14 protein-coding genes are annotated in these 13,330 nt (G+C 39.8%); 12 read left to right on the forward strand and 2 right to left on the reverse strand.

Annotation, left to right across the window (positions count from 1 at the left end; translation table 11 throughout):
- Positions 1–255 precede the first annotated feature (255 nt).
- The gene (locus tag CWB76_RS11165) at positions 256–501 is read right to left on the reverse strand and encodes a hypothetical protein (RefSeq protein WP_008114416.1); all 246 of its coding nucleotides are present in this window, start codon (positions 499–501) and stop codon (positions 256–258) included.
- A 634-nt stretch (positions 502–1,135) separates the two neighbouring features.
- Between CWB76_RS11165 and CWB76_RS11175 the strand changes: the two genes are divergently transcribed.
- Complete coding sequence (locus CWB76_RS11175) at positions 1,136–1,519, forward strand: response regulator (protein ID WP_138607618.1); 384 nt, start codon at positions 1,136–1,138, stop codon at positions 1,517–1,519.
- A 67-nt stretch (positions 1,520–1,586) separates the two neighbouring features.
- Here CWB76_RS11175 and rpsT read toward each other — a convergent pair whose 3' ends face one another.
- Positions 1,587–1,847, reverse strand: a complete 261-nt coding sequence (gene rpsT, locus CWB76_RS11180; RefSeq protein WP_008114420.1) for a 30S ribosomal protein S20 — start codon at positions 1,845–1,847, stop codon at positions 1,587–1,589.
- Between the two features lie 295 nt (positions 1,848–2,142).
- Here rpsT and murJ point away from each other — a divergent pair, with 295 nt between their 5' ends.
- The 11 genes from murJ (at position 2,143) to CWB76_RS11235 (ending at position 13,330) form a co-directional block, all read left to right on the forward strand.
- Positions 2,143–3,681 (forward strand): murein biosynthesis integral membrane protein MurJ, encoded by a 1,539-nt coding sequence (gene murJ, locus CWB76_RS11185; RefSeq protein WP_041709107.1) that lies wholly within the window; start codon positions 2,143–2,145, stop codon positions 3,679–3,681.
- A 74-nt stretch (positions 3,682–3,755) separates the two neighbouring features.
- Positions 3,756–4,682 carry a bifunctional riboflavin kinase/FAD synthetase gene (gene ribF / locus CWB76_RS11190; protein ID WP_075170608.1) on the forward strand — a complete coding sequence of 309 codons (927 nt, stop codon included), beginning with the start codon at positions 3,756–3,758 and terminating at the stop codon, positions 4,680–4,682.
- Positions 4,683–4,711: 29 nt separating this feature from the next.
- Positions 4,712–7,540, forward strand: coding sequence for an isoleucine--tRNA ligase (gene ileS / locus CWB76_RS11195; RefSeq protein ID WP_138607620.1), 2,829 nt, complete (start codon positions 4,712–4,714; stop codon positions 7,538–7,540).
- Positions 7,541–7,552: 12 nt separating this feature from the next.
- Positions 7,553–8,053 (forward strand): signal peptidase II, encoded by a 501-nt coding sequence (gene lspA / locus CWB76_RS11200; protein ID WP_131690731.1) that lies wholly within the window; start codon positions 7,553–7,555, stop codon positions 8,051–8,053.
- Positions 8,050–8,490, forward strand: coding sequence for an FKBP-type peptidyl-prolyl cis-trans isomerase (gene fkpB, locus CWB76_RS11205; protein ID WP_010391275.1), 441 nt, complete (start codon positions 8,050–8,052; stop codon positions 8,488–8,490). The genes lspA and fkpB overlap by 4 nt, the downstream gene beginning before the upstream one ends.
- Positions 8,490–9,419: a 4-hydroxy-3-methylbut-2-enyl diphosphate reductase gene (ispH, locus tag CWB76_RS11210; RefSeq protein WP_138607622.1), complete on the forward strand. Its 930-nt coding sequence runs from the start codon at positions 8,490–8,492 to the stop codon at positions 9,417–9,419. The genes fkpB and ispH overlap by 1 nt, the downstream gene beginning before the upstream one ends.
- Before the next feature lie 27 nt (positions 9,420–9,446).
- Entirely contained in the window at positions 9,447–10,481 is a 1,035-nt protein-coding gene (locus CWB76_RS11215) for a sensor histidine kinase (protein WP_138607624.1), read from the forward strand.
- Complete coding sequence (locus CWB76_RS11220; protein WP_138607626.1) at positions 10,478–11,182, forward strand: LytR/AlgR family response regulator transcription factor; 705 nt, start codon at positions 10,478–10,480, stop codon at positions 11,180–11,182. The genes CWB76_RS11215 and CWB76_RS11220 overlap by 4 nt, the downstream gene beginning before the upstream one ends.
- 114 nt (positions 11,183–11,296) lie before the next feature.
- Entirely contained in the window at positions 11,297–11,857 is a 561-nt protein-coding gene (gene pilV / locus CWB76_RS11225; protein ID WP_138607628.1) for a type IV pilus modification protein PilV, read from the forward strand.
- Between the two features lies 1 nt (position 11,858).
- The gene (locus CWB76_RS11230) at positions 11,859–12,857 is read left to right on the forward strand and encodes a PilW family protein (RefSeq protein WP_138607630.1); all 999 of its coding nucleotides are present in this window, start codon (positions 11,859–11,861) and stop codon (positions 12,855–12,857) included.
- The gene (locus tag CWB76_RS11235) at positions 12,845–13,330 is read left to right on the forward strand and encodes a pilus assembly protein PilX (RefSeq protein WP_138607632.1); all 486 of its coding nucleotides are present in this window, start codon (positions 12,845–12,847) and stop codon (positions 13,328–13,330) included. The genes CWB76_RS11230 and CWB76_RS11235 overlap by 13 nt, the downstream gene beginning before the upstream one ends.

The following is a 13,330-nucleotide window of genomic DNA, read 5'->3' on the forward strand; positions in this document are numbered from 1 at the left end:
AGGCAGAACCCGAAGGGCAGCGCCTGTTTGGCATTGATGCTGCGTTATCACCTATTTATGGGGAATAACCACACCACATAGGCTCTGCCTTGCCTAAATACCAAACAGACTGCTGCAAATTTAACCTTGAAAGGTCAACAGACCCTAAAACGAGATAAATTTTAACTTAGTTCAAACTAAGACCCAAGATTTTTAAAGCTGTAGAATAAAAAAGCCCAGAAAAACTGGGCTATAAAATATTCTAAGGGGAAGTAATTAGTGCTGAGATACAGTAAATTGTCCAAAAGTATAAACTTTAAACAAATAAAATGTGTTGATCAAAACTAAACTCATATTTGAAATAATACTCGACGACATAAGATCTAAGCTAAATGATAAGAATAACAAACCACAAGCACTAATCGCTGCAACGCGAAGCAGTGTCAGTTGGTTAATAAAGAATGCACCTAAACCTAGTGCAAGTAGTAATGTATTTAAAAGCCAATCTAGCTCGTTTAGCATGGTCGTTTCAATAGTTCAGTTGTTGAAAAAAGGAGCGCCATTATGTTGATCTTTTGCACAGCTTTCAACCAAGTAATTTTAAATTTTCAGATTAGTTTTTTTAATGTTAAAAGTAAGTAAGCAATACTGAAAATATTCCTTCCTCAGCAATAATTCGATATTTTTGGCAGCTCTGCGGTTGCTGTAAATCAATACATAGGTAAAGGGTTCTATGCTCCTTATCCAGTCGCGGGTGTAGGGTTGAGTCCAGTAGTTTTGGTTCGCTTGAAAACAACCCTGGCCAATACACACTTTGGCTTACCATAGATGATTTTTTATAAGTAAGTAAACTCGGCTTTGGTATTAAAACAAGTATAAATAATAATATCGCGAAAATAAAAAGCAGGGTCAACTTGATGCCACACTTTGCGCTACTTGAGTGTAGTTTTAATTGTGAGCCAGTGTTTGCAAGCTTATTACTGGATCTTTGTTTAACAGTAGCGGCTTTATTTTTTTTGCGGCGACTTTTTTTTGTGGTTTTCGACATAAAGCAAATCTGGCCTTTTTAGCTTAGCCCTCTATAATAAAGTAAATATTTGTATTTTAAGCAAATCACCAACTTCGCAGACATGGCTTTAGCCTATAAGGATTGTATATGAATACGCAGCTATCTATTTTAATAGTTGACGATGTTAGCACTGTGCGTAGCTTTCTAAGTCAAACATTAATGCATTTAGGGATAGAGAATGTAAAAGAAGCGTCAACGGCCGCGCAGTGTATTAGCGAGTGTCGCGCAGCCAATTTTAATATTATATTTTTAGATATAGAACTACCTGATGGCGATGGTAAAGAACTTATTGCGCAAATTAATGAGTTATCACCAGAGACAAACGTGGTGATGGTGTCGGCTCATTCAGGCGTTGAAAATGTGAAGGATGCGATAGAAAGAGGGGCAAAAGGGTTTGTGGTTAAACCATTTTCACCAAAGAAAATTGCGGCGATGTTGAAAAAGTTTTATCCAGAGCTTGATAACGTTTAAGAGGCGTATTTATTTTGGGCAAAAAAAAACCGGCAAAAGCCGGTTTTTTTAATCTTGCAAAAACAAATTATAGCGCTTTAATTTTAGCAGCTAAACGGCTCTTATGACGAGCAGCTTTGTTTTTGTGGATTAGACCCTTAGTTGCGTAACGGTCTAGGATAGGTGTAGCAACAGAAAAAGCTTGCTGTGCAGCTTCTTTATCGCCAGCTTCAATAGCTACGATTACTTTTTTGAAGTAAGTACGCATCATTGAACGACGGCTTGCGTTGTGCTGACGGTTTTTTTCGCTTGTGATAGCGCGTTTTTTTGCAGACTTGATGTTAGCCAAGGTTTGCTCCTAACAATCTTAAATAAAGCTTAAATTAAAGGCCGTGGAATATGCCTGTTTTTATCATGAATGTCAATTTAATTTTAACAATTCAAGAAAAACTGCTCCTTATAACGAACATCAATTTGCCGCTTTAGCAGTTAATAGCGCTATTGTAACAAAGCAAGGGGTCCCAGCCTAGTGCTTTAAAGCGATTTATAAAAAAGACTATGGCATAATTAACTTAATTGCTGGTTTTTAATATGGATTTATAGTGTCAAAAGGTTTGTTTCGTTCTGGGATGATTGTAAGTGCAATGACAATGATCTCGCGTATTTTAGGGCTAGTACGAGATGCCGTCGTGGCTAATCTGTTGGGCGCAGGCGCTGCGGCCGATGTATTTTTATTTGCTAACCGTATTCCTAATTTTTTACGCCGTTTATTTGCCGAAGGGGCTTTTGCGCAAGCATTTGTACCGGTATTAAGTGAAATTAAACAGCAGCAAGGCGATGAGAAGGTCAGAATATTTGTTGCCCAAGCCGCCGGCACGTTAGGCACTATTTTACTGATAGTGACACTTTTTGGTGTAATAGCATCACCTGTTATTGCTGCATTATTTGGTACTGGTTGGTTTATTGATTGGTGGCAAGGGGGGCCTGACGCAGAAAAGTTTGAGCTTGCTAGTTCGCTATTAAAACTGACTTTTCCTTATTTGTTTTTTGTAAGCCTTGTGGCGCTCAGTGGCGCGGTGATGAACGTTTATAATCGTTTTGCCGTTGCGGCTTTTACCCCTGTGTTACTCAATGTATCCATCATTAGTTGTGCCATTTTATTACACGACCAATTTTCTGTAGGCGCTTATGCGTTAGCTGTTGGCGTGTTTTTAGGAGGCGTGGTACAGCTATTATTTCAACTGCCGTTTTTGTATAAAGCAAAAATGCTAGCGCGCCCGCGCTGGGGTTGGCAAGATGAAAATGTGAAAAAAGTACGCAAGTTAATGCTCCCAGCCTTATTTGGTGTATCAATTAGTCAAATTAACTTATTACTCGATACGGTAATAGCTTCATTATTGATGACAGGTTCTATCGCTTGGCTGTATTACTCAGATAGACTGATTGAATTCCCACTTGGTTTATTTGGCATTGGTATTGCGACGGTAATTTTGCCTGCGCTGTCAAAATTACACAGCAGTAAAAAAAGTAGCGACTTTCAACATACCCTAGATTGGGGAGTGAGGTTTGTGATTTTTTTAGGGCTTCCAGCAATGATAGGATTGATGATTATAAGCCCGCTTATTATTACCGTGCTGTTTGATCATGGCGCTTTCAAAGAAGCGGGCATCGATCATGTTAAGGCGGTGAGCTTAGGGGTGGTTGCCTACTCAGTGGGATTAGTCAGTTTTATGTTAATTAAAGTGCTCGCGCCTGGGTTTTATTCTCGCCAAGATACTAAAACACCGGTACGCATTGGTATTATTACTTTGGTACTAAATATGGTGTTTAATATTATGCTGGCACCATTTATTGGCTATTTAGGTTTGGCTCTGGCAACCTCAATGTCGGCAAGTTGTAATGCCTACTTACTGTATCGACAGCTTAAAAAAGAGAATGTTTATCAGTTTTCCAGCATGAGTGGCTACTTCACTTTGAAGTGTTTGTTGGCAAGTATAACAATGGGCGCATTGGTTTGGTTTACCAGTAGGCAATATGACTGGGTTAGTTGGCACTTTAGCGAACAAGTTATGTTATTGGTTGTGTTATTAATTATTGCGATTGTTAGTTACTTTTTTATGTTGTTTTTGATGGGTGTTAGACTAAATACGATAAAAAGTGTAGCAATTACTGAATCAAATTAAAAAAAAGATTATAATCGTACACTCTGCGGCCCAAGGTCGCATTTTATCGCTCGCTGAAAAAGGCATTAGGTGGCATGGAGTTAATTAGAGGTATACACAATATACGCCCACAACACTTTGGTTGTGTGCTGACCATTGGTAATTTTGATGGTGTTCATTTGGGTCATGCTGCCGTATTAAAAGGGCTTTTAGCTGATGCAAAAGAAAATAATTTACCCAGCACCGTAATGTTATTTGAGCCTCAGCCACAGGAGTTTTTTGCAAAAAATAACGCTCCGGCTAGGCTGACTCGACTGCGTGATAAACTTCGTCTATTGAGTAACTTAGGAATTGAACGCGTTATTTGTATTAGCTTTAATCAGGCTTTTGCAAACATGCATGCTGAGCAGTTTGTTAGCGATATTTTAATTAAAAAGCTGGGCGTTAAAGCATTAACGGTTGGTGATGATTTTAGGTTTGGTAAACAGCGCCAAGGTAACTTTAGTCTATTGGCAACTATGGGCACCCAAGTGGGAATGAGTGTTAAAAGCACTGCCAGCTTTAGGCAATTAAATGCTAGAGTAAGCAGTACCTTGATACGAGAAGCACTTGCTGAAGGTGACTTAGTTAGTGCAAAAGTTATGCTTGGGCATAATTATGCAATATCCGGACGTGTTATTCATGGCTGGAAAAAAGGCCGCGAACTGGGTTTTAGAACGGCAAATATTGCGCTAAAACGTCAAGTTTGTCCGGTCAATGGTGTATTTGCGGTTCAAGTGATGATCGCAGGAAAGCAAGTTTTTGGGGTGGCTAACATTGGAAACAAACCCACGTTTAATGGAACTCGTGCCTTATTGGAAGTTCATCTTTTTGATTTTGCACAAGATATTTATGGACAATTTATGCATGTGGAGTTAATTGAAAAGCTCCGCAATGAGAAAAAATTCGAGACATTAACACAACTGACGGCACAAATAGCAACCGATGTTGCCGCCGCTAAGCAGTGTTTTGGTTTAAATTAGGTAGCCGATAGAAACGGAAAGTAGGATTAATGAGCGACTACAAACATACTTTGAATTTACCGGAAACAATGTTTCCAATGCGTGGCAATTTGGCACAACGTGAACCAAAAATGCTTAAAGCATGGTATGAAGACGACCTATACGGTCAAATTCGCAGCGCGAAGAAAGGTAAAAAAACTTTCACTTTGCATGACGGCCCTCCGTATGCAAACGGCGATATCCATTTAGGCCACTCAGTAAATAAAATATTAAAAGATATTATTGTTAAGTCTAAAACTTTATCAGACTTTGATGCGCCATACGTACCAGGTTGGGACTGTCATGGTTTACCAATCGAGTTAATGGTTGAGAAAAAAGTTGGTAAACCCGGTGTTAAGGTAACTGCGGCAGAGTTTCGTGAGAAATGTCGTGCCTATGCTAAAAAGCAAGTGGAAGGCCAAAAAGTAGACTTTAAACGTTTAGGCGTTTTTGGTGATTGGGATAAACCTTACCTAACAATGAACTTCGACTTTGAAGCTAATGCCATCCGTGTACTGGGCCGCATTATAAAAAATGGTCACCTTCATAAAGGTGCTAAGCCTGTGCATTGGTGTACAGATTGTGGTTCAGCATTAGCTGAGGCCGAAGTTGAATACCAAGATAAACAATCTCCAGCTATTGATGTACGTTTTACTTTTACAGATCAAGATGCGGTAGTTAATGCGTTTGATTTAGCGGCTGGCCATACAGGAACAGGTAGCGTAGGAACCGTCATTTGGACTACGACACCATGGACTTTGCCTGCAAACCGTGCGGTAGCTGTACATGCTGATTTAGAATACGCGCTAGTACAAGTAGAAGATGAAGGCGTTCAGCAACGTCTTATTATAGGTTCTGAGCTGGTTAAAGATGCGATGGATCGTTTTGGTTTTAACCATTTCCATATCCTTGGCTATGTTAAAGGCGCAGCACTTGAAAACTTAACCGTAGCACATCCTTTTTATGACTTTAATGTTCCTGTTATTGTTGCTGAGCACGTAACAACAGATTCTGGTACCGGCATCGTGCATACTGCACCAGGTCATGGTCAAGAAGATTTCGTGGCAGGCCTTGAGTACAACCTTGAAGTAGCTAACCCTGTTGGCGCAAACGGTGTGTACTTACCTGATACTGAATTATTTGCCGGTCAACATGTGTTTAAAGCCAATGCGAGTGTAATTGAGGTATTAAAAGAAAATAATGCCCTAATGCATCATCATGCATTAACGCACAGCTACCCACATTGCTGGCGCCATAAAACGCCTATTATTTTCCGTGCCACACCACAATGGTTTGTTAGCATGGATCAGGCTAACTTGCGCCAAGATTCACTGGCTGAAATTAAAAATACTCAGTGGTTACCTGAATGGGGCGAAAGCCGTATTGCTAACATGGTTGAAGGCCGCCCTGATTGGTGTATTTCACGCCAACGTACTTGGGGTGTACCTATTGCGCTGTTTGTTGATAAAGACACGGGTGCATTACACCCAAATACTCAAGAGCTGATTGAGCAAGCAGCAGCGCTTGTTGAAAAGTCAGGTATTCAAGCTTGGTATGACTTAGACCCAGCTACTTTACTAGGTGAAGAAGACGCACAACAATACATGAAAGTGCAAGACACACTCGATGTGTGGTTTGATTCAGGTGTAACTCATGCCTGTGTTGTTGATGCGCGTGAAGATTTAACCGGTCCTGCTGATTTATACCTAGAGGGTTCAGATCAACACCGTGGTTGGTTTATGTCATCAATGATGACCTCTGTGGCAATTAATGGTCATGCACCTTACAAGCAAGTACTTACGCATGGCTTTACGGTTGATGAAAACGGCCGCAAAATGTCTAAGTCATTAGGCAATGTTATTTCACCACAAAATGTGATGAATAAACTAGGTGCTGATATTTTACGTTTATGGGTAGCATCAACTGATTACACGGCAGAAATGACGGTATCAGATGAAATATTCAAACGTTCAGCAGATCGCTACCGTCGTATTCGTAACACTAGCCGTTACTTACTTGCTAACCTTAGCGGTTTTGATCCAAAAACAGATCAAGTTGCTATTGATGATATGGTTGAGCTTGATAAGTGGATTGTAGGGCGTGCTGCACAGTTACAAGATGATATTTTAGCGGCGTACGATAGCTACCAAATGCTATTAGTGACGCAAAAGCTAATGAACTTCTGTACCGGCGAGTTAGGCTCGTTCTACTTAGACGTTATAAAAGATCGTCAGTACACGGCAAAAAGCGACAGTCATGCACGTCGTTCTTGTCAAACCGCGCTGTACCACATTGCTGAAGCAATGACGCGTTGGATGGCACCAATCATGAGCTTTACAGCACAAGAAATTTGGGAAGCACTTCCAGGTGAGCGCAGTGACTATGTATTTACTTCAACTTGGTATGAGGGCTTACAAGCGCCAACTACGACCAAGTTTAGTAATGAAGATTGGCAAGCTATTTTAAATGTGCGTGACGAAGTGAACCGTCTGCTAGAAGCTGCACGTAAAGAAGAAGTGATTGGCGCTACATTACAAGCAACGGTTAATCTTTTTGCAAGTAAAGAACTTGCTACAAAACTGGCTGCACTAGGTGATGAACTTCGCTTTGTGTTACTTACTTCAGCTGTAAATGTTACTGAAGTAGAGAGCCAGCCTGCAGACTCACAAGCAACCGAAATTGAAGGTTTATACATTAGCGTATCAGCAACTGATGCTAAAAAGTGTGAGCGTTGCTGGCATTATAGTGAAGATGTAGGCGTTGAGCCTGCGCACCCTGAAATCTGTGGTCGTTGTGTTAGTAACGTTGACGGTGAAGGTGAAAAGCGTCAATTCGCTTAGGAGTTGTTTTTAGTGAGCAAACTAGCCCAAAAAAGTGGTTTAGTGTGGCTTTGGTTGAGTCTATTACTACTAGTAATAGACTTTGCCAGTAAAACACTGGTTGTAAACACCATGGCCTATGGTGAGTCAATTAATCTACTGCCTGTTTTTAGTATCACTTATGTACATAATTACGGTGCAGCTTACAGCTTTTTAAGCGAAGCGGGTGGCTGGCAACGTTGGTTTTTAAGTGTAATAGCAATTGCAATTAGTTGTTTGTTGGTATGGTGGTTAAAGCGCCTTCCTGCGTCTAATAAAGTATTGTGCGGTGCATACTCGTTAGTGTTAGCGGGTGCTATTGGTAACTTATACGACCGTGTTGCTTATGGTTACGTTATTGACTTTTTACATGTGTTTTACGAAGACTCACATTTCCCCGTATTTAATATTGCAGATTGTGCTATTTGTGTAGGCGCTGCGTTATTACTATTTGACGCCTTTACAGGCGAAGAACCAAAGGAGCATAAAGCATGAGCCAAGCTGTAATTGGTGAAAACTCAGACGTTATTTTTCATTTTTCTATTAAACTAGAAGATGGCTCTGCCGCTGACTCAACAAAAGTGCATAACAAACCTGCCAAGCTCACTATGGGTGATGGCAGTTTAACCGCTAACTTTGAAAAATGTTTGCTTGGCCTAACCGCGGGTGAAAGCAAAACATTTGAGCTTGAGCCTGAAGATGCCTTTGGTCAACCAAATCCAGATAATATTTATTATGTAGATCGTAGTAAGTTTGGTGCAGAAACACCGGCTAAAGTAGGTGCGATTATTGCGTTCACTCAACCTGATGGTACTGAACTTCCGGGTTTGGTTCGTGAAGTGCAAGGTGAGTCAGTTACTATCGATTTTAATCACCCATTAGCGGGTCAGCGTTTAACGTTTGAGGTTGATATTATTGAGGTGCAAGGCTAATGGAAATATTATTAGCTAATCCACGAGGCTTTTGCGCCGGTGTTGACCGCGCAATTAGTATTGTTGAGCGCGCTTTAGATATTTTTGAAAAGCCAATCTATGTGCGTCACGAAGTGGTGCATAACCGTTATGTGGTTGATGGTTTAAAAAATCGCGGTGCCGTATTTGTTGAAGAACTTGATCAGGTTCCTGACGATAGTATTGTTATTTTCAGTGCTCATGGTGTATCTCAGGCTGTTCGCTCAGAGGCTAAACGTAGAGAGTTAAAAGTATTTGATGCAACCTGCCCATTAGTGACTAAAGTGCATATGGAAGTAACCCGTGCTAGTAGAAAAGGCATTGAATGCATTTTAATTGGTCACCACGGACACCCTGAAGTTGAGGGTACCATGGGGCAATACGATAATCAGCAAGGTGGTATTTATCTTGTTGAAACAGTTGATGATGTATTAAAGCTTGATGTAAAAAATGCGGATAACCTTTTTTACTGCAGCCAAACAACTCTATCAGTAGATGACACTGCCGATGTGATTGATGCTTTACGTAGTAAATTTCCTACAATTGATGGTCCACGTAAAGATGATATTTGCTATGCAACACAGAACCGCCAAGATGCGGTTCGTGATTTAGCTGATAAAGTGAATGTGTTATTAGTTGTGGGTGCTAAAAATAGCTCTAACTCTAATCGTTTACGGGAACTTGCCGATAAAATGGGTACACAAGCCTACTTAATAGATGATGCTAGTAATGTTGAAGCATCATGGTTTGATGGTATCAACAGTGTAGGTGTGACTGCCGGTGCGTCAGCTCCTGAAGTATTAGTTCAGCAAGTCATTACACGCTTAAAAGAGCTTGGTGGCAAACAAGTAACAGAAAACCCAGGTGAAGAAGAAAACATTGTTTTTGCTGTGCCAGTAGAGCTGCGTTAGTCTATTAATAGATAAAAGGAGAGTCGAATGAGTAAGCAACTGACACCAGATGCACTACTTTTTTCGGCCCTTTTTAATGAGCGTGGTGTACTTGCATCCCTCATAGTAACCCAAGTCGTGGCTATTATTTTAGCTTTTGCTCCTAATGCTGGCGGTGAGATATGGCTGCATTTGGGAGAGATTAGTTTATTTCTCCATGTAACCGTATTAGTAAGCACCTCTTTTATATATATTTGTCGCCGATTTCTTGCAAAACAGCCTCAGTTTATTCAGCTTAGTTTTTTTATTGCTGTATATAGTTTGAGTACTGCTTTATTTAGTCTGGCTTTTTCTCATATTGCTTTTGATATAGAAAACGAAAAACAACTTACGTTTTTTGTGTTACGTAATTGCATTATTGTATTTTTGCTTACCTCACTTTTTGTACAATTTTTGCTTATTCATTTTGAAAAAGAACAGCAAGCCAAAGCACTCTCTCGTGCAGAGCTTGATGCTTTGCAGGCGCGGATCAGACCCCATTTTTTATATAATAGTTTGAATACGGCAGCAGAATTAACGCATCATGATGTTGAGGCTGCAGAGCATGCTATTTTAGCATTAGCGGCGCTTTCGCAGGCTGCAATGCGGTCAGGGCAAAGTGTATTACTCAGTGATGAAATAGTATTAACTAAACAATATATTGCTCTTGAGTCATGGCGTTTTGCTGAGCGCTTACAGGTTAAGTGGTCATTACCAGAAAATCTCCCTGCGCTCTATATTCCATATCTAACATTACAACCTTTGGTAGAGAACGCAGTATGCCATGGTGTAGAGCCCAGCCAAAGTGGTGCTACCATTAGTATTGAACTGCATGTTACAACACATTATTTAACCTTGATTGTAACTAATCCTGTGTCTGCTGAAGCGGCTAATACTAGAGAGCATAACGGTATGGCAATTGATAATATCCGTTCTCGTTTAAGTATTTATTATAAAGATCAGGCGCAACTGACAATAACTAACAAAGAAAATAAATTTAGAGTTAAAGTGGTTATTCCAAAACAAACAGAGCACATGTTATGAATGCACTGATTGTAGATGATGAGCCTTTAGCCAGAGCACGCTTAAAACGTTTACTTAGTCAGAGCCATACATCTATTCAAGTGCAAGGTGAGGCCGGTAATGGCAATGACGCTTTAATAAAAATAAAAAAACTTCAGCCTGATTTAGTGTTTTTAGATGTTGATATGCCAGGCTTAAATGGCATCGAAGTGGCCAATCAACTCAATAGCTTTGCGGTTCCGCCGGCAATTATTTTTATAACTGCTCACCCTGAGCATGCACTTGATGCGTTGCAACTAAATGCAGCAGGGTATTTGGTAAAACCTATATCAGTAAAAAGTTTGCAACATGCATTACAACAGCTAGGACGTTTAAACAGAGTACATCTGCAACAGCAACAAACAGAAAAAGTAACGTATCAACTGGCTGGCACTATCAGAAGTGTTGAAATAGAGAGTATTTTTTATTTTAACGCAGAGGAAAAGTATACCAAGGTTGTGTTTGATCAAGGGGAAGCTTTAATTGAGGACAGTTTAAAGCATCTTGAAATGCAATACCCGCATCATTTATTAAGAATTCATCGACATACTTTGGTGAATAAAAACAAAATTATTGCCCTACATACGCTTCAAAACCATCAACATGTTATTGAACTTGATGGTTGTACTACTTTGTTAGCTGTAAGTCGTCGTGCACTCAAAAGCGTAAAAAGTGAACTTTAATACGCCTACCTATTAACCGCTTATCAACATAATTAACCGTTAGTCATGGTTCTAGTTGAATCTAATCTGTAATTGCATACACTTATTATCAGGTAATTATTATTTGGTTTTACTATGTATTTGAGTACGTTTAAATTGCAAAAAGGTTTTACCCTTATTGAAGTCCTAATTGCGTTTATTATTCTCAGCTTTGGTTTATTGGGCGCTGTAGCCATGCAAGCAAAAGCAAAGCAAGCAAGCTTTGATTCAATGCAACGTGCTGCTGCTGTTGCGCTTGGTAATGATATTATTCAACGTATTCGAGCTAATGATACTTCGCAGCTCGCGACCCTTTACGATGTAGAGTTTACTAGTGAAACCACTAAGAAATCGTCTAAAACATGTTTTACAAGCTCATGTAGCAACGCGCAAATAGCTAGTTTAGATATCGAGCAATGGAAACGTGCTATTCGAGCCCGAGAGAATACCGGATCACTTGATGGTGCAACTGTGTGTATTAACCCTGAAGTGGTAGCGGGTTCTGGTGGGAAAGCATATAACCTTGAGGTTATTGTTTCTTGGCAGGGTCGACAAGAATTTAAAGCAAGTGAGGCGACAGGTAAGATTAGTTGTGGCGTCGCAGATAAAAAGCGTCGCTTAGTCGTGCTTAATAGCTATGTATACGTTAGGAGCTAAAATGAAGCAAACAGGATTTACACTCATTGAAATGATGATATCTCTATTTATAGGGGGATTAATTTTGGGTGGGGTAATGTTTACTTATATCGGTATGAAAGTAACCACCAAAGACACAATGACTATAGGCGAGTTACAAGAGTCAGGCCGTTTAGCTATAAATATTATGCAACGAGATATTGAGCAAGTTGGTTTTTGGGGAACATTTTATGATGATTCATTTACCGCTGCAAACACATCATCATTGTCAAATCCTACTAATGACTGCTTTGAAGGAGCTAACAATGGCAGTTTTCCAGATTTAACGAGTAGTAGTAACTTTAGATCTTTATACGCTAAAACGGCGGCAAGTTCTAATGAGCTCAACTGTGTAAAAAACCCAATTAAAGGGACTGATATTTTACAGGTTAAGTTTTTACAAGGTAATCAACTAGAAGTTGATGCCTCAGGTGTTAATGAAACGCAAAGCGATGAGAATTATTTTATTGCTGAGCAAGAAAATGCACGCTTTGAGCGAGGTATTGTTGACCCTACTAGCGTAAATATCAATGCGTCGGTATGGCCGTATAGTCATCACAGCTATTATATTTCAGAGCAAACTTATACGGTAAATAATAAGAACCTTACTGTACCGGCACTAATGCGAAAGCGTTTAGTAGGCGGGTCTATAAATACTGAAACTATAATGGAAGGCGTGGAAAATATGCGTTTTGTTTTTGGTTTAGATACTACCAACGATAGTCGCGTTGATATCTATAAAAGCATCAGTGATATGAACGCCAGCGACTGGGAAAACCGTAGAGGTATTTTAACAGTACAAGTTTTCTTACTGATCAGAGCATTGCAGCCAGATCCAGGCCTTAAAATTAAGAACCAAACGTACATATTAGGGGAAGATGCTAATAGTCGCTCTCTTACTTTTTCAGATAATTTCAGACGAACTGTTTTCACGACGACTATTCGTTTAAATAATGTGGGAGCAAATTTATGGCGTATTTAACTCATATGAAAAAGAAACAACAGGGTGTTGTACTTATTACAGCACTTATTATGGTGATAGCAGTGACAGGAATTGCGGTTACTTTAATGAGTAGCAGCAGTATTGATATTAAAATTACAAATGCAGCTCAAGAGCGTGAAGTTGCAGAAAATCAACTAATTGGTGAAGTACAGCGCATTATTGCTGATGAAGCTAGTAAAGGGGCTGCTAATCAGTTCTTTTTAACCCCTGAAGAAGTATCAGATAACGGTGTTGTTATGGCTGAACGCGATGATATGAAAAGCAATATGATTAACTTAAACAATGGTGTACTTGATTTAGAATGCCCTCGTCGTTTTAATTTTACTGCTGGCATTTCATGCAACATGGTGCAAGTTTCTACAACCATAGAGTACGGCTCCAAAAGTAAACACCAACTAACAATTGTTACCGGCGTAGCCCAAGAGATGGCTAGCATAAGTAAGGGGTTTTAA

The sequence above is a fragment of the Pseudoalteromonas sp. S1609 genome, from assembly GCF_005887255.1.
Lineage (GTDB): Bacteria > Pseudomonadota > Gammaproteobacteria > Enterobacterales > Alteromonadaceae > Pseudoalteromonas.